The organism is Streptomyces sp. NPDC033845 (assembly GCF_055576225.1).
In genome coordinates, this window is sequence record NZ_JBVIRI010000005.1 from 98,140 (window position 1) to 115,575 (window position 17,436).

Below are 17,436 nucleotides of genomic sequence, written 5' to 3' on the forward strand. Positions count from 1 at the left end.
CCCGGCGGCAGGTCAGCGGACCAGCCGGGGCGGGGGCGCGGTCGGATTCCCGCCGGTGGGCAGCTTCTGGTCGGGGCAGCCGGCCAGCACCCGCTCCATCGCGTCCCGCTCCCCGGCGGTGACCCACAGCCCGTACTTGAGCTTCACCGCGACCTGCCCGGCCACATAGGCGCAGCGGTAGGACTTGGCGGGCGGCAGCCAGGTCGCGGCGTCCCCGTCGCCCTTCCGGCGGTTGGCGGCGGCCTGGACGGCCAGCAGGTTCAGCGGATCGTTGGCGAAGGCGATCCGCTTCCCCTTGTCCCAGGACCGGGCGCCCTTCTGCCAGGCGTCCGAGAGGGCCACCAGGTGGTCGATGTCCACGCCCTGCCCGCCGCCGCGCTCGAACTCGATCCGGCCGCCGGTGTAGGGGTCCTTCTCCAGGACCCCGGAGACCACCTTGCAGCTGCCGCCCTTGAAGGCGGTGCCGGCCAGGTCCCGTTTGAGTATGTCGTCCCGGGTGCCGCAGCCGTTGGAGTCGGTGTCCAGCCAGGCCGCACCGAACTCCGCGCGCTCGTAGCCGGTCTTCGGGGCCCGGCCCTTCACCGGCAGCGAGCCCACCGCGGCCAGCGCCGCCCCGCCTCCCCCGCCCCGGCCGGGCCCGGCGGCGGGCGGCGCCGGATCCGCCGTACAGCCCGCGAGGGCGGTGGCACAGCTCAGCAGGACGGCGGTGACCAGCGGGCGTGAGCGCATGGGAGCAGATCCTAGACCGGCCCCCGGCAGGCGAATGGATCAAATCCGGCGTACCGTCGCAAACGGGTAATGGAAGGAGTCCTCGCATGGGGATTTTCGACAGGTTCAGGGACCAGGCCAAGTCCAAGGGCAAGCAGATTTCCGACCAGGTCGAGCAGGAGGCCAACGAGCGCACCGGCGGCAAGTACGCCGACCAGATCGACAAGGCGCAGCAGCAGGCCGAGCAGCGACTAGGCATCGACGACGACCCCACCAAGTAGCGCCCGAAGGAGCAGTGCCCGGACGGCCGGGGACCGATCGGGTCCCCGGCCGCGCCGTCACGATCCGAGGATGGTGGTGAGGAACTCCCCGGTCCAGGCCAGCAGTTCCCGCCCGACCAGCGGCTTGCCGCCGATCTTCCCGGTCTTCGGCCGGGGCACCAGCACCTGCGAGGCGGCCGGCTTGAGCACCGATCCCGGGTAGATCCGCTTCAGCCGCAGCTCCTGCGACTCCCGCAACTCCACCGGTCCGAAGCGGATGTTGGGACCGGCCAGGGTGATGTCCCCGACCCCGCAGGCCCGCGCCAGCATCCGCAGCCCGGCCACCAGCAGCAGGTTCTCCACCGGCTCGGGCAGCTTGCCGTACCGGTCGGTGAGCTCCTCCCGGACGGCCTTGATGTCGGCCTCCGAGGTGGCGGCGGCGATCGACCGGTAGGCCTGGAGCCGCAGCCGCTCCCCCGGGGCGTAGTCATGCGGGACGTGCGCGTCCACCGGCAGCTCGATCTTCACCTCCAGCGGCGCCTCCTCCTGGTCGCCGCCGCCCTCCAGGGACTTGCGGTAGTCGGCCACCGCCTCGCCGACCATCCGCACGTACAGGTCGAAGCCGACCCCGGCGATATGCCCGGACTGCTCGCCGCCCAGCAGGTTGCCGGCGCCGCGGATCTCCAGGTCCTTCATCGCCACGTACATGCCCGCGCCCATCTCGGTGTGCTGGGCGATCGTCGCGAGCCGCTCGTGCGCCGTCTCGGTCAGCGGCTTCTCCGGCGGGTACAGGAAGTAGGCGTAGCCGCGCTCCCGGCCGCGGCCGACCCGGCCGCGCAGCTGGTGCAGCTGGGAGAGGCCGAAGTTGTCGCCGCGCTCCACGATCAGGGTGTTGGCGTTGGAGATGTCGATGCCGGACTCCACGATGGTGGTGGACACCAGCACGTCGAACTTCTTCTCCCAGAAGTCCACCACCACCTGCTCCAGGGCGGTCTCCGACATCTGGCCGTGCGCGGTCGCGATCCGCGCCTCCGGCACGATCTCGCGGAGCTTGGCGGCCGCCCGGTCGATGGACTCCACCCGGTTGTGGATGTAGAACACCTGCCCCTCGCGCAGGAGTTCACGTCGGACGGCGGCACCGATCTGCTTCTCCTCGTACGGCCCGACGAAGGTGAGCACCGGGTGCCGCTCCTCCGGCGGGGTGGTGATCGTCGACATCTCGCGGATGCCGGTGACCGCCATCTCCAGGGTGCGCGGGATCGGGGTGGCGGACATGGTGAGCACGTCCACGTTGGCGCGGAGCTTCTTCAGCTGCTCCTTGTGCTCCACGCCGAACCGCTGCTCCTCGTCGACGATGACCAGGCCGAGGTCCTTGAACCTCGTCTCCTGGGAGAACAGCCGGTGGGTGCCGATGACCACGTCCACCGAGCCCTCCTTCAGGCCCTCCAGGGTGGCCTTGGACTCGGTCTCCGTCTGGAACCGGGACAGCGCCCGCACCTTCACCGGGAACTGGGCGTAGCGCTCGGAGAAGGTCCCGAAGTGCTGCTGGACGAGCAGGGTGGTGGGGACCAGGACGGCGACCTGCTTGCCGTCCTGGACGGCCTTGAACGCGGCCCGGACCGCGATCTCGGTCTTGCCGTAGCCGACGTCGCCGCAGATCAGCCGGTCCATCGGGACCGACTTCTCCATGTCCTCCTTGACCTCGGCGATGGTGGTGAGCTGGTCGGGGGTCTCCGCGTACGGGAAGGCGTCCTCCAGCTCGCGCTGCCAGGGGGTGTCGGGGCCGAAGACATGGCCGGGGGCGGCCATCCGGGCGCTGTACAGCTTGATCAGGTCGGCGGCGATCTCCTTGACGGCCTTCTTGGCCTTCGCCTTGGTCTTGGTCCAGTCGGCGCCGCCGAGCCGGTGCAGGGTGGGGGCCTCGCCGCCCACGTACTTGGTGACCTGCTCCAGCTGGTCGGTGGGGATGTAGAGCCGGTCGCCGGGCTGGCCGCGCTTGGCGGGGGCGTACTCGACGAGGAGGTACTCGCGGGTGGCGCCCTGCACGGTCCGCTGGACCATCTCGATGTAGCGGCCCACGCCGTGCTGCTCGTGCACGATGTAGTCGCCGACCTCCAGGGTCAGCGGGTCGATGGTCTTGCGGCGCCGGGTGGGCATCCGGCCGAGGTCCTTGCTGGCGGTGCGCTGACCGGTCAGGTCGGTCTCGGTGAGGACGGCGATCCTCAGTCCGGGGTGCAGGAAGCCGTGGTCGAGGGAGGCGCAGGCCACGTGCACCAGGGAGGGTTCCAGGGCGGTCAGCCCGGACTCCAGGCGGGCCGGGATGCCCTCGCCGCCGAGGACCTCCACGGTGCGGGCGGCCGGGCCGTGGCCCTCGGTGAGGAACACGGTGTGCCAGCCCTCGGCGATCCGGCCCTTGGTGTCGGCCAGGGCGCGGGCGGTGTCCCCGCGGTAGGCCTCGGGGGCCTGCATGCCCAGGACCAGGGTGTCGCCGCCGAGCTCCTCGTCCTCGGCGGCGCCGGTGAACGGCGAGACCGACCACCACATCATGCCGAGCTCGCGGGCCCGGTCGCGGACGTCGGCGATGCCCCACAGGGAGGCCGCGCCCACGTCGATGGGGGCCTCTCCGCCGCCGGCGGTGGCCGCCCAGGAGGCCTGGAGGAACTCCTGGCTGGTGGCGACCAGGTCGGCGGCCCGGGTGCGGACCCGCTCGGGGTCGCAGACCACGGCCATCGCCCCGGCGGGCAGCACGTCCAGCAGCAGTTCCATGTCGTCGACCAGGACCGGGGCGAGGGACTCCATGCCCTCCACCGCGATCCCCTCGGCGATCTTGTGGAGGAGTTCGCCGAGCTCGGGGTGCTGCTCGGCGAGGGCGGCGGCCCGTTCCCGGACCTGGTCGGTGAGCAGCAGTTCCCGGCAGGGCGGGGCCCACAGTCCGTGTTCGGCGATCTCCAGGGACCGCTGGTCGGCGACCTTGAAGTAGCGGATCTCCTCGACCTCGTCGCCCCAGAACTCGATCCGGAGCGGGTGTTCCTCGGTGGCCGGGAACACGTCGAGGATCCCGCCGCGGACGGCGAACTCGCCGCGCTTCTCGACCAGTTCGACGCGGGCGTAGGCGGCTGCGGCGAGCGCTTCGGTGATCTCGCCGAGATCGGCGGACTCGCCCTGCCGGAGGGACACCGGCACCAGTTCGCCGAGCCCCTTGACCTGCGGCTGGAGCACCGAGCGGATCGGGGCGACGACCACGCTGACCGGGCCCGCGGCCGGATCGTCCTTGCTGGGGTGGGCGAGCCGGCGCAGTACGGCCAGCCGGCGGCCCACGGTGTCGCTGCGCGGGGACAGCCGCTCGTGCGGCAGGGTCTCCCAGGACGGGTAGTCGACCACCTGCTCGGGGGGCAGCATCGAGCGGAGCGCGGCGGCCAGGTCCTCGGCCTCCCGGCCGGTCGCGGTGACCGCGAGGACGGTCCGCTCGGTGCGCCGGGCCAGTGCGGCGATCACGAAGGGGCGGGCGGCGGGCGGACCGACCAGGTCCACGTGCATCCGGTTCCCGTCGGCGGCCGCCGACACCGCTTCGGTGAGGGCGGCGTCCCGGGTGACGGCGTCGAGCAGTCCGTGCAGACTCATGAAGGGCTATTCCGTCCGGAGGATAGGCAACGCGAGTGGCCCGACACGTCATACGGGCCGGGGGTCCCAGCCTACGACGGGGGTCCCCGGCCCGCGCGGGGGATCGCGGCTCCCGGCCCGGTCGCGGCGCCGGACACGCCGGTGGCCCCGGTCCCTCCCCCGTGGGGGACCGGGGCCACCGGACGGCGGCTGGTCTCCGGGCGGCCGCCCGGCGGCCGCCTATTCGCTGGCGATGGCGTTGAGGATGTTCATCCGGCCGGCCCGGAAGGCCGGGACCAGGGCGGCGAACAGGCCCACGAAGGCCGAGCCGATGAACACCCCGATGATCGTGCCCCAGGGGATCTCCAGCACCTTCAGCCCTTCCAGGGCCAGCAGCTGCTGGGCGGTGGCGCCCCAGCCCATGCCCAGCCCCAGGCCCAGCAGGGCGCCGAAGAGGGCGATGACCACCGATTCCAGGCGGATCATGCGGCGCAGCTGGCGGCGGGAGAGGCCGATGGCGCGCATCAGGCCGATCTCGCGGGTCCGCTCGACCACCGAGAGGGCCAGGGTGTTCACCACGCCCAGGACCGCGACGATGATCGCCAGGGCCAGCAGTCCGTAGACCAGGTTGAGCAGGGTGCCGACCTGGTCCTTCAGGGCCTGCTTGTAGTCGGTCTGGTCGCGCACCGAGTACTGCGGGTAGGCGGACAGCTCGGACTTCAGCGACTGGTAGGCGGCGTCGGCGCGGCCGTCCTGGGCCTTGCCCAGCATCATGAAGGGCAGCGGCAGCTTGTCGGCCGGGATGTTGGCCTTGGCCGTGGCGGTGCTGATGTACATGACGCCCTTGTCGAGGTTCCCCTCGTCCAGGGTGATCGCGGCGACCTTCAGTTCGGTGGTCCGGCCGCCGGTGAAGGCGACCTTCAGCCGGTCCCCGACCTTGACCCCGTGTTCGGCGGCGTAGATCGAACCGACCGCCATGGCGCCCGGGCCGTACGCGTCCTGGTGCTCGCCGGCCTGCATCTTGCGGCGGACGTCCTGCGGGTAGGTCGGGTCGGTGGCGCTGAGGTCGGTCTCCTTGACGGAGCCGTCGGGGGCGGTGACGGAGGCGTCGACCGTGCGGTAGGCGGTGACGTGCTCCATGCCTTCGGTGTCCCGCATGGCCCGCTCGGTCTGCGGCATCACCGGCTGGCCGGTGTCGGAGGCGACGATGAAGTCCGCGCCGACCGACTTGTCGAGCTCGTCGGTGGCGGAGGCCACCATGGAGGAGCCGACCACCGACAGGCAGGCGACCAGGGCCAGGCCGATCATCAGGGCGGCGGCGGTGGCGCCGGTGCGGCGGGGGTTGCGGAGCGCGTTGCGCTCGGCGAGCCGGCCGACCGAGCCGAAGGGCCGCAGGACCACTCCGGAGAGGACCTTCACCACGGCCCCGGCGAGCAGCGGGCCGATCACGATGAACCCGATGAGGCTGAGCACGATGCCCAGGCCCAGCCACAGCGAACCGTCCTTCGCCTGGTCGGCGTTGGCGGCGAGCAGCAGGCCGGCCGCGCCGGCGCCGGTGAGGACGGTGCCGAGGATGCCGCGGATGACTCCGGCCTTGCGGTCGCCGGGGGTGCCGGCGTCGCGGAGGGCGGCCATCGGGGAGATCCGGGAGGCCCGGCGGGCCGGGATCCACGCGGCGATGACGGTGACGACCACACCGAGGACCAGACCGGTGACCGGGGTGGTCCAGGCGACCGTCAGGTCGTCGGTGGAGAGGTTCATCCCCATCTGGCCCATCAGCTTCATCAGGCCGACGGCCAGTCCGACACCGGCGCCGATGCCGAGGGCAGAGCCGATGACGCCGAGCAGGAAGGCCTCGACCAGGACGGAGCGGTTGATCTGCGAGCGGTCGGAGCCGATGGCCCGCATCAGGCCGATCTCACGGGTCCGCTGGGCGACCAGCATGGAGAAGGTGTTGAAGATCAGGAAGATGCCGACCAGGAAGGCGATGCCGGCGAAGCCGAGCATCACGTACTTCATGATGTCGAGGAAGGAACCGACGTCCTCGCGGCCCTCGTCGGCCGCCTCGGCCGCGGTCTGCAGCTTGTAGGTGCCGGCGCCGACGGTGGAGGCGATCGAGGCCTTGAGCGCCTCGTCGGTGACCCCTTCGGCGGCGGTCACGTTGATGTTGGTGAACGCGTCGGTGGAGCCGAGCAGTTCGCGCTGGGCGGTGGCGGTGTCGAAGTAGACGACGGTCGCGCCGGGGTTGGTCACCTTGAACTCGGCGATACCGGCGATCTTCGCCTTGAAGTCCCCGGTGATGGAGATGGTCCGCAGCTCGTCGCCGAGCTTCAGCTTGTGCTTCTTCGCGGTGTCGGCGTCGATCAGCAGCTCGGTGGGGCCGCGCGGCGGGTGCCCGGAGGTCACGTCCATCGACTTGAGCTCGTTGTCGTTCCAGCTGGCGGCGATGGTGGGCGCGCCGGTGGTCGGACCGAGGTTCTTGTTCCTGCCGTCGACCACCGTCACCGACAGGGAGATGACGGTGCCCTCGGCGGCCTTGACGCCCTTGGCGGAGGCCACCTTCGCGACGGCGGAGACCGGGACGGTCTCCGGGCGGCCGCGCTGCGGGTTCTCGATGTCGTCGGCGCCCTTCTCGGCCTTCGCGGTGACCGTGACATCGGCCGCGGTGGTCGCGAACAGCTTGTCGAAGGTGGTGTTCATGGTGTCGGTGAACACCAGGGTGCCGCAGACGAACGCGACGGAGAGCAGCACCGCCACCGCCGACAGCGCCATCCGGCCCTTGTGGGCCAGGACGTTGCGCAGCGAGGTTCTGAAGACGCTCATGAGGTCCGCCCGCGCGCGTCGAAGTCCTTCATCCGGTCCAGCACCTGGTCGGCGGTCGGGTTGTACATCTCGTCCACGATCCGGCCGTCGGCGAGGTAGAGGACCCGGTCCGCGTAGGAGGCGGCCACCGGGTCGTGGGTGACCATCACGATGGTCTGGCCCAGCTCGTCCACCGAGCGGCGGAGGAAGCCGAGGACCTCGGCGCCGGCCCGGGAGTCCAGGTTTCCGGTGGGCTCGTCACCGAAGATGATCTCGGGCCGGGCGGCCAGGGCGCGGGCCACGGCCACGCGCTGCTGCTGGCCGCCGGAGAGCTGGGTGGGGCGGTGCTTGAGCCGGCCGGCCAGACCGACCGTCTCCACCACCCGGTTCAGCCACTCCGCGTCGGGCTTGCGGCCGGCGATGTCCATCGGCAGCGTGATGTTCTCCAGCGCGTTCAGCGTGGGCAGCAGGTTGAACGCCTGGAAGATGAACCCGATCCGGTCCCGGCGGAGCTGGGTGAGCTTCTTGTCCTTCAGCCCGGTGATCTCGGTGTCGTCCAGGTAGATCTGGCCGCCGCTGACCGTGTCCAGTCCGGCCAGGCAGTGCATCAGGGTGGACTTGCCGGACCCGGAGGGGCCCATGATCGCGGTGAACTGGCCGCGGTTGATGTCCACGTCCACGTGGTCCAAGGCGACCACCCTGGTCTCGCCGGCGCCGTAGGCCTTGACGACCTGCCGCGCTCGCGCCGCGACGGCCGTACGCCCTCCAGTACCCCCGTGCCTGGTTTCGGTCACAGCCGTTGTCACGGTGCATCTCCTCGTTCGTGGTTCGCTGTTCGGTGTCTTGCGAGTTGAAGTCTGCGGGGAGCGGGGGGTCGGGCGCCCTGGTGCCGATCGCCGTATCCGCCGGGGGGTTATCCCCACCCCGCTCCGTAGGATCCAGTTAAGAACCGAGCGGGACTTTCCTCGTCCTCCGTCGGGACGAAAGACCCCTGGACCAATGTGAGGAGCAACCCCTAGGGGACCTCAGCCCTGCGGGGGAGGCGCCCTCGGGGATACCGCACCGCGCGGGCCGGGTGAGAGGGTGTTCCCCCGGGATCGATGCACAGTGAAAGGATCACCGTGGGAACGGGGGAGAACACGGCGGGACCGGTCACGGAGCACGGCGGCCCGGTGGGCGGGTCCCCGGCCGGACGCCCCCGGCCGGCCCTGGTGGCCGCCCTGATGCTCGGTATGGCGCTGGTCGCCCTGGAGGGCACCATCGTGTCCACCGCCGTCCCCCAGATCGTCGGGGACCTCGGCGGCTTCTCCGTCTTCTCCTGGCTGTTCTCCGGCTACCTCCTCGCCGTCACCGTCACCCTCCCCGTGTACGGCAAGCTCTCCGACACCTTCGGCCGGCGGCCCGTGCTCCTCGGCGGCACCGCCCTGTTCCTGTTCGGCGCCCTGCTCTGCGCCACCGCCTGGAACATGGCCGCACTGATCGCCTTCCGGATCGTCCAGGGCCTGGGCGGCGGCGCCATCCAGGGCACCGTCCAGACCCTGGCCGCCGACCTGTACCCGCTGAAGGACCGCCCGAAGATCCAGGCCCGGATGTCCACCGTGTGGGCCACCTCGGCGATAGCCGGCCCCGCCTTCGGCGGGCTGCTCGCCTCCTACGCCGGCTGGCGCTGGATCTTCCTCCTCAACCTGCCCTTCGGGGCCCTGGCCCTCTGGCTGACCGCCCGCCACCTGCGCGAACCGGCCCGCCCCCGGCCCGCCCGGCCGCCCCGCATCGACTGGGCCGGCGCCCTCTGCGTGTTCCTCTGCGGCGGACTGCTGCTGTTCGCCCTGGTCCAGGGCGGGGTGGCCTGGCCCTGGCTGTCGGCCCCCTCCTTCGGCCTGTTCGCCGCCGCCGCGCTCGCCGCCGTACTCGTCGGATACGTCGAACGGCGCGCCGCCGAACCGATCCTGCCCGGCTGGGTCTGGCGCCGCCGCACCATCGCCTCGGTCAACCTGGCCATGGCCGCACTGGGCCTGCTGATGATCGCGCCCATGGTGTTCCTGCCCACCTACGCCCAGTCCGCGCTGGGCCTGGACCCGATCTCCGCCGGGTTCGTGATGTCCGCGATGACCCTGAGCTGGCCCCTCTCCGCCGCCCTCAGCCAGCACGTCTACCGCCGGATCGGCTTCCGCAACACCGCCGCCCTCGGCATGGGCCTGGCCTTCCTCTGCCTGGCCGCCTTCCCGCTGCTCCCCCACCCGGCCCGGCCCTGGCAGCCGGCCCTGCTGATGCTGGCGCTCGGCGCGGCCCTCGGACTGTTCCAACTGCCGCTGGTGATCGGGGTGCAGTCCTCGGTGGGCTGGTCGGAACGCGGGGTGACAACCGCCTCCGTGCTGTTCTGCCGGCAGGTGGGCCAGAGCGTGGGCGCCGCGGTGTTCGGGGCGATCGCCAACGCCACCATCGCGGCCCGGCTGGCGGACGCCCCGATGCCGGGCCTGCCGGCCCATCTGGACGAGGTGACCCGGGCCCTGGACGACCCGGCGGAGCTGACCGGCGCGGCCGCCGACTATCTGCGCGGGGCGGTCACCAGCGCGGTGGAGTACGTCTACCTGGGCGCGGCGGCCGCCGCGGTCGCCGCCCTGCTGGTCCTCCTGCTGGTGGCCCCCCGCCGCTTCCCGGTCCTGCCCGAACAGCGCGAGGAATAACGGCAGTCGGCGGGACCGGCGGACCCGCGGCAGTCCGTACGGCGGGTCGGCCTTGTCATGCTCCGGGGCAGGGGGTAGACCACAGACGGGGGGTGCCCGCCCAGGGCGCCGACTCGGGGCACCTGCCCGGGGGGACGAGCATGCTTTCCGCTTTCTTCGCACTGCTGACGCTGGCCGCGCTGGCCGGCCCGCTGCTGTTCCGGCTGCGCCGCGACCCGGGGTTCATCACCGGCCGGGACGGCCGGCTGTCCACCTCGACCACGCTGGCCCTGGCCTGGACCCTGATCCTGGTCTGGCTGCTGCTGGTGATCCTCGGCTACGGGCTGACCGCAGGCGGCGGCATCGGCTGGTTCCACCGCCCGGACGGGCCGCTGTCCGCCCTGACCGGGGTCTATCTGCCGCTGCTCGGAGGCCCGTACGTGGCGCTGATCGCCGCCAAGGCGGTGGTCGGCCTGCGGGTGGAGCAGGGCGGGCTGGCCAAACCGGGCCCGGGCCCCGGGTCCGGGCCCCGGCCGGTCCGGGACCTGATCGCGAACGACGGCGGGCGCACCGACCTGGTGGACCTCCAGTACGTGGCGCTCAGCGCGGTCACCATGGCCTATGTGGTGGCGTTCTTCCTGAGCGACGTGGGGGCCGGACTGCCGAGGCTGCCGGAGCAGATCTGGGCGCTGACCGGGGCGCCGGCCGGCGCCTACCTGCTGAACAAGCTGGCCTCCCGGCCCAACCCGGTGATCACCGGCGTACGGCAGGAGGCCCCGGGCGGGCCGGTGGTGCTGACCGGCGGCTTCCGGGGGGAGGCGGCGACCGTGTCCTTCAACGGGGTCGAGACCCCGGCCCGGCTCGACTCCGGGCAGCTGGTCGTGGACCGGCCGGGACCGCTGGCCGGCCCCCAGACGGTGATAGCCACCGTCGCGGGCCTCCGCAGCGACCCGCACGCCTTCACCCCCGCCATGGCTCCGGCCGCCCCGGACGCGGAAGCGGCGGACCCGGGCTTCACTGACCCGGGCAAGGCGGATCCGGGCACGGTCGACCCGGGCGTGGCGCACGGGCCGAGCACCGCTCCGGCCCCGGCCACCGTCATCGGCGCCACGGTGATCGGTACGCCCCGCCCGGCCCCGGCCCCGGAATCCGACCCCCGGCCCACCGGCCAGGACGGCCCGGCCTAGCCGGTTTCGTCGTTCTTGTGGCGGGCGTAGTAGCGCGCCACCCGGGTCCGGTTGCCGCAGGCCGAGGCCACGCACCAGCGGCGGCGGGGGTGGGCCGGCAGGAAGAGCAGGACGCAGTCCGGTGCCTCGCAGTCCCGCACCGTGCCCACCTTCGGGTCGGTCAGCAGTCCGGCCACCGCCTCGGCCAGTTCCGCCGCCAGCCGCCGGGCCGGGTCGGCGGCCCGGTGCGTCAGGGCGGTCAGGCCGCCTTCGGCGGTCCAGTCGAGCTCCCGGTGGGCGGGGGCGGCGGCCAGGAAGGCGTTGAGTTCGCGCAGGGCCCCGGCGGGCGGGCGTTCGCCCCGGCGGGCCGCGGCCAGCGCCGGGCCGGCCGCCTCCCGTACGGCGCGGACGGCGGCCAGTTCGGCCGCGCCCACCTCGGGCACCGGTGTCAGTCGGCCGGTCTGGGCGGCGAGCCAGGCGGTCAGTCCCCCGGTGTCGGCGATCAGGTCGCCGGTCGGCGCGGGCCGGGTGTTGAGCAGGTCCAGGGCGAGCGGCTCGCCCAGCAGCGGGAAGGTCACCATCACCTGACTAATGGTACTCGAAGCACTTGACCCGTTAGAGGTTCATGGTCAAACTAATGGAACCAACCAGCCAGGAGGCATGTGATGAGCACGGTCGCACCCCGCACCGCCCGCGCACCCCGGATCCGCCACCAGCACGTCGAGGTGGACGGCGTCCGCGTCTTCTACCGCGAGACCGGCCCCGCCGACGGCCCCGTCCTCCTGCTGCTGCACGGCTTCCCCACCTCCTCCCACCAGTTCACCCGCCTGATGGACGCCCTCGGCGACGGCCGGCACCGGCTGATCGCCCCCGACCACCCCGGCTTCGGCCGGACCGCGACCCCCGCCGGATACACCCACGCGTTCGACGCCCTCGCCGACACCCTCGAAGGGTTCACCGACGCCCTCGGCCTCGACCGCTACGCCCTCTACCTCTTCGACTTCGGCGCCCCCATCGGCCTCCGCCTCGCCACCCGCCGGCCCGACCGGATCACCGGCCTGATCGTGCAGAACGGCAACGCCTACGAGGACGGACTCTCCGACGCCGCCCGCGAGTTCACCGGCCTGCGCCGCGAGGTCCCCGGCAACGAGGAGCGGGTCCGCGCCCTGTTCACCCCCGAAGGCACCCGCTTCCAGTACGAGACCGGGGTCGCCGACCCCTCGCTGATCTCCCCCGACAGCTGGACCCTCGACCAGCACTACCTCGACCTGCCCGGCCGCGCCGACGCCCAGGCCGACCTCGCCTTCGACTACGCCGGCAACCTCGCCCGCTACCCCGCCTGGCAGGCCTGGCTCCGCGAACACCGCCCGCCCACCCTGGTGCTGTGGGGCGCGGGCGACCCCTTCTTCCTCCCGGCCGGCGCCCACGCCTACCGCCGCGACCTCCCCGACGCGAAGGTCCATGTCTTCGAGGACGCCGGCCACTTCGCCCTGGAGACCCACCTCCCCGAGATCGCCCCCCTGATCGCCGAGTTCCTCACCGACCTCCCCTGACCCACCCCGGACACCGGACCCGCGCACCCGGGCCCACCGGGCCCACGGCCCGCCGACCCTCAGCCCTCCGCCGGTGCCCGGCCCGTCAGGGCGGCCAGGCTCGCCCGCACATGGTCCATATGGGCCCGCAGCTCCTCCTGCGCCTCCGCGTGCTCGCGCAACAGCCGCTCCGTCTCCCGGCCCGTCCGCTCCTCCCGCGCCCGGGCCTCCGCGATCAGCTCCGCCGCCCGCGCCTGCGCGTCCTCCTGCCCGTGCCGGGCCTCCTCCTGCGCCTGCGCGAACGCCCGCCGGGCCTCCGTCAGCCGGGACTCCCCGTACGCCTCCGACTCCGCCTCCCGCACCAGGAACCCCTCCTCCCGGTCCGCCAGCTCCCGCTGCGCCGCGTCCCACCGCTCCACCCGCTCGGCCTCCCGCTCCGCGAGCAGCGCGTCGGCCCGCCGCCGGGTCTCCAGCAGCACCGCACGCGCCTCCCCCTGCCACTCCCCGGCCTCGGAACGGGCCTCCGCCAGCAGTTCCTCCGCCTCCCGGCCGGCCCGCAGCAGCCCTTGGCGGGCCCGCACCTCGGTCTGGTCCCGCACCGCCGCCGCGTCCACCCGGGCCAGCTCCGCCACCCGGTCCGCGTGCGCCTCCGCCGCGCCCCGGGCGGCCGCCGCGTCCACCCGCGCGTCCTCGCGTACCGCCTCCGACTCCTCCTCCGCCAGCGACAGGATCCGGCGGGCCCGCTCCCCCAGGTCCTCGTAGGTCTGCGGGACCAGGCCCGCCACCGCCGCGCGCAGCCGCTCCGCGTCCGCCTCCATCCGCTTCGCCAGCACCGTCAGCCGCGCCACCCGCTCCCACGCCTCGTCCCGCTGCCCGGACAGCCGGGACAGGTAACGGTCCACGTCCTCCGGCCGGTAGCCACGGCCCCGGACCATCGCGAACCGGTGGGGCCGAGGTGACACGGGCGGCATGGACGGCATGGGCGGCATGGCTGAACTCATCCGGAAAGCGCCTCTCTCGCGGGGATTCCTGTCAAGGATGCGCCATTTGCGATCAGAAGCCGGAATGGCCGGGCCGGAACCCCCGTCGTCGAAGACGGGGTCCGGCCCGGCCATTCCCTCCACCAGGCGGTCGTCAGGACCCGATCAGAGCAGCCCGTCCCACATCTGCTCCAGCAGCACCGACCACCAGCTCTCCGGCGAGGCCAGCGCGGCACTGTCCAGCGAGGCCAGGTTCGCCTGGAAGTCGACCGTCCAGCGCCCCGCCTGCTCCGGCGTCAGATGCTGGCGCAGCCGCCACATGTGACCCAGCATCGCCATCGACCGGACGAACTGCGGCAGACTCGAATTCACGAACTGCGGCGGCACCGGAGCACCCCCGGGCCCGCCCTCCACCGGCACGGCCACGATGTGCGCCGTCCCGTACTGCACGCACAGCGCCTTGCCGAAGTCGCTGCCGACCACCAGGTACGAACCGGCGTCCGTGGCCGGCTGCACCTGCCGCTGCGCCGCCAGCTCGGCCAGCGTCGGCACCGGCTGACCCGGCACCGCCTGCGCCCAGAAGAACGGCCCGAAGTCCACCGGCAGACCCGCCCAGACCAGGGTCTGCGCCACGATCTCCGGCACACCCTGCCGGGACACCGCCCGCTGCTCGAACCGGAACACGCCCTGCGGCCCGAACGCACCCGTCAGCTCCTGCGCGATCGCCTCCATCGGCACGGCGGGCTGCAACGGCACCTGCGGCAGCGGCGCCCGGACCGGAGCCGGACGCGCCGGACCGTCCGCGACCTGGTGCAGCTCCCCCTGATGGGTGAGCAGGTGCTGCATGCCCTGGCGGCGGCTCGCGTGGTCCTGACCGTACGGAGCGACGCTGGTGATCCGCACCTGGGGCCAGGTCTCCCGGATCATCCGGGCGCAGTAGGCACCCGGCAGCTCGCAGGACTCCAGCTCGGTGTGCAGCTCCAGCACCTGCTGCGGGGGCACGTTCATGGCCCGCAGTTCGTGCAGGATCTGCCACTCCGGGTGCGGGGTGCCGGGCGCGGAACGGCGGATGATCTGCTGCTCCGAGCCGTCGGGCGCGCGGTAGCGCAGTACGGCCTGATAGCCGGGACCCACCGTGGGCACCCCGCCCTGCGGCCCCGGGGCCGGAGCCGGGCCGGGCCCCTGCCCCACCGGCGGGCGCGGCACACCGGGCCCCGCGAGCATGGTCGCGGCATGGTCCATACCGCCACCGGGCGCACCGGGCGCACCGGGAGGCCCGGGCGGAGCCGGCTGCCCGGGAGCTCCCGGCGGACCGGGCGGCTGCGGCACACCCGGACCGGCCAGCATGGTCGCCGCATGGTCCAGCCCACCACCGGGGGCACCCGGCGCACCGGGAGGCCCGGGCGGGGCCGGCTGCCCGGGAGCACCGGGCGGACCGGGCGGCTGCGGCACACCGGGACCGGCCAGCATGGTCGCGGCATGGTCGAGCCCACCGCCGGGCGCACCGGGGGAACCGGGCGGGTGGGGCACACCGGGGCCCGCGAGCATGGTCGCGGCATGGTCCAGCCCACCACCGGGCGGCCCGGGCGGAGCCGGCTGCCCGGGAGCTCCCGGCGGACCGGGCGGCTGCGGCACACCCGGACCGGCCAGCATGGTCGCCGCATGGTCCAGCCCACCACCGGGCGCACCCGGCGCACCGGGGGCACCCGGTCCGTCCGGCGCGCCGGGGCGTCCCGGCACCCGTGCCCTGCTGGTGGGCGCGTCCGCGATGTCCGCGGCCCCGCCCGCCGGCCCGGGCTGCCCGGGCCGACCGGCCTGATCGGCCTCCTGCGGCGGGGCCGACCGGCTCAGGTCGATGGCCGGCGCCACCGCCGTACGCGGCAGCTGGCTCCCGCCCGCCATCAGCTGGGTACGGGCCTCCGGCTCCACCCCGGACGCGGGGGACTCCTCAAGGTCCACACCGGACAGCGGCGGCGCGAACACCGTCGCGGGCAGCGGCACGGACACGTCGTCCGCGTCCAGGTTCACATCGGTGCCCGCCCACGGCGTCGCATCCGAGGGCACCGGCACCGGCACCGGCGCGGGACCTGACCCGGAGCCGGACACCGGAGCCGGACCCGAATCCGAATCCGGTACCGGCGGCGCGGGTACCGGAGGCGCGGGCACCGCCGACGGCGCCTCCGCGGCCGGCTCCGCCACGGGCTCCGCGAACGGCACCGAGGCCCCCGCCTCCCGCAGCCACTCCGGCGGACTCAGCATGAACGAGGTCTGCTCCGAGTCGATCCGCGGCGGCGGCACCGACGCCTCCGGCGCCCCGCCGGAGACCACGGCCCCGTACTCCTCCTCGTACCGGCGGATCACCTCGCCCACCGGCAGTCCCGGCCACAGGGTCACCTCGCCGCTGTCGCGGGCGATCACCAGCCGCTGCCGGCCGCCCCCCGACACCGGACCGGACGCACGGTCCTCCGCCCACACCACGAACCCGAGGCCGAACTCCCGTACCCGCACCTCCCGGTGCTGGTACGCGGCCACGTCCCCGTTGATCCACTCCTCGGCGCGCTCCTGCGCCTGCGCGAACGTCACCACGACGCGATCACCCCTCCACCGACGACGGACCCGACACGGGAACCGCGTGCGCGAAACCGCCGTCCACCATCAGACCGGCCACCGTCTCCAGCTCCGGCGGATTGCCCGCCAGCCGCTCCAGGAAGGAGTCGAAATCCGCACCGCACGGCAGCAGCAGACGCTCCACCCGCTCCTGGACCGACCATCCGTCCCGGTCGCGCGCGTCGTCGTACGGGGAGAACCACACCGAACCGAGCGCCTCGCCCTTCACCTTCACCGCGAGCAGACCGCCCTGCGCGAAACCCACGCACAGGTAGTCCTTGGTCAGATGGTCCCGCAGGCACTTGTTGACGTACACCAGGTCGTTGACCGCCGCCTCCTCGCGCACCGTGAAGAACGGCTGGTCCACCAGCAGCCCCAGGTCCACGTCCAGGCCCGCGCCGACCGGGGCGCAGCCGCCCGCCGCCTTCAGGAACGACCGGTACGCCTCCGGAAGGCGGTAGCCCAGGTCCTCCTCGACACCGAGCACCTGCTGCTCCGACACCGACACCAGCGACTTCGGCAGCCCCAGGTGCACCGGGCGCACCTCCTGCAACGGCCGGGTGCCCCGCTTCTCGTGGTCCACCGGAGCCGTCGCCAGCCCCGCGTGGTGCCGCAGCAGGGCCTTCACCTCCACCGGCACCAGCTCCAGCCGGCGGGTCCCCGACACGTGGTGCCAGGTCCAGCCGTGCGGGGTCGCCACCGGACCCACCGTGTCCCACAGCTCGTGCCCCGACGCGCGCATCGCCGCGTTCGCCGACACGTAGTCCGTCAGCCGCAGCTCGTCCACGCCGAAGCCCTCGGGCGGCGCGGCGATCTCCACCGCGGCCCGCGCGTACGGCGCGAAATCCGGATGCCCGTTCCCGTCCATCCGCACACCCTGCGGATGCCGGGCGGCCCGGACGGGATCCGGGAAGTGCACGACCTGCCCGGAGTACGCGGCGTTGGGTGGCACGGCCTGCTGCCCGAGCCGACCTGTCGTCATGGCGGTAGCCCCCTGCTGGATCTGGCTGGTTCCGCACAGCCTAAGCGGTACGGCAAGGCCCCCACCCTCCCCCGAGCCCCGCCCGCGAGCACCGCCCCGGAACATCCGAATTGATACGAATATTCGACCCCGCTTC

Annotated in this window: 12 protein-coding genes; 4 read left to right on the forward strand and 8 right to left on the reverse strand. The window is 73.3% G+C overall.

The genetic code is table 11. The features are described 5' to 3' along the window. Positions 1-12 precede the first annotated feature (12 nt). A complete protein-coding gene (locus ACZ50K_RS12760) occupies positions 13-729 on the reverse strand; it encodes an HNH endonuclease family protein (protein WP_468901413.1) in 717 nt (238 codons plus the stop codon). Between the two features lie 86 nt (positions 730-815). On the opposite strand from ACZ50K_RS12760, the gene ACZ50K_RS12765 reads away from it, so the two are divergent. Then, a complete protein-coding gene (locus ACZ50K_RS12765; protein WP_468901416.1) occupies positions 816-989 on the forward strand; it encodes an antitoxin in 174 nt (57 codons plus the stop codon). Between the two features lie 57 nt (positions 990-1,046). Here the strand turns inward: ACZ50K_RS12765 and mfd are convergent, their stop codons facing one another. The 3 genes from mfd to ACZ50K_RS12780 all read right to left on the reverse strand — a co-directional run bounded on the left by mfd (position 1,047) and on the right by ACZ50K_RS12780 (position 8,176). Then, a complete protein-coding gene (gene mfd, locus ACZ50K_RS12770) occupies positions 1,047-4,589 on the reverse strand; it encodes a transcription-repair coupling factor (protein ID WP_468901419.1) in 3,543 nt (1,180 codons plus the stop codon). A 219-nt stretch (positions 4,590-4,808) separates the two neighbouring features. Beyond that, the gene (locus tag ACZ50K_RS12775; RefSeq protein ID WP_468901422.1) at positions 4,809-7,391 is read right to left on the reverse strand and encodes an ABC transporter permease; all 2,583 of its coding nucleotides are present in this window, start codon (positions 7,389-7,391) and stop codon (positions 4,809-4,811) included. Then, entirely contained in the window at positions 7,388-8,176 is a 789-nt protein-coding gene (locus tag ACZ50K_RS12780) for an ABC transporter ATP-binding protein (protein WP_468901425.1), read from the reverse strand. Before ACZ50K_RS12780 ends, ACZ50K_RS12775 begins: the two co-directional genes overlap by 4 nt. A 294-nt stretch (positions 8,177-8,470) precedes the next feature. Between ACZ50K_RS12780 and ACZ50K_RS12785 the strand changes: the two genes are divergently transcribed. Both ACZ50K_RS12785 and ACZ50K_RS12790 read left to right on the forward strand, forming a co-directional pair. Next, complete coding sequence (locus tag ACZ50K_RS12785) at positions 8,471-10,054, forward strand: MFS transporter (protein WP_468901428.1); 1,584 nt, start codon at positions 8,471-8,473, stop codon at positions 10,052-10,054. Between the two features lie 140 nt (positions 10,055-10,194). Next, entirely contained in the window at positions 10,195-11,220 is a 1,026-nt protein-coding gene (locus ACZ50K_RS12790) for a hypothetical protein (RefSeq protein WP_468901431.1), read from the forward strand. Here ACZ50K_RS12790 and ACZ50K_RS12795 read toward each other — a convergent pair. Beyond that, the gene (locus ACZ50K_RS12795) at positions 11,217-11,780 is read right to left on the reverse strand and encodes a CGNR zinc finger domain-containing protein (protein ID WP_468902391.1); all 564 of its coding nucleotides are present in this window, start codon (positions 11,778-11,780) and stop codon (positions 11,217-11,219) included. The genes ACZ50K_RS12790 and ACZ50K_RS12795 overlap by 4 nt on opposite strands. Before the next feature lie 84 nt (positions 11,781-11,864). Here ACZ50K_RS12795 and ACZ50K_RS12800 point away from each other — a divergent pair, with 84 nt between their 5' ends. Beyond that, complete coding sequence (locus tag ACZ50K_RS12800) at positions 11,865-12,752, forward strand: alpha/beta fold hydrolase (protein WP_468901434.1); 888 nt, start codon at positions 11,865-11,867, stop codon at positions 12,750-12,752. 59 nt (positions 12,753-12,811) lie between these two features. Here ACZ50K_RS12800 and ACZ50K_RS12805 read toward each other — a convergent pair whose 3' ends face one another. The 3 genes from ACZ50K_RS12805 to ACZ50K_RS12815 all read right to left on the reverse strand — a co-directional run bounded on the left by ACZ50K_RS12805 (position 12,812) and on the right by ACZ50K_RS12815 (position 17,300). Then, positions 12,812-13,702, reverse strand: a complete 891-nt coding sequence (locus ACZ50K_RS12805; protein ID WP_468902393.1) for a DivIVA domain-containing protein — start codon at positions 13,700-13,702, stop codon at positions 12,812-12,814. A gap of 174 nt (positions 13,703-13,876) precedes the next feature. Continuing rightward, the gene (locus tag ACZ50K_RS12810; RefSeq protein ID WP_468901436.1) at positions 13,877-16,297 is read right to left on the reverse strand and encodes an SUKH-4 family immunity protein; all 2,421 of its coding nucleotides are present in this window, start codon (positions 16,295-16,297) and stop codon (positions 13,877-13,879) included. Between the two features lie 7 nt (positions 16,298-16,304). After that, positions 16,305-17,300, reverse strand: a complete 996-nt coding sequence (locus ACZ50K_RS12815) for an SMI1/KNR4 family protein (RefSeq protein WP_468901439.1) — start codon at positions 17,298-17,300, stop codon at positions 16,305-16,307. Positions 17,301-17,436 lie beyond the last annotated feature (136 nt).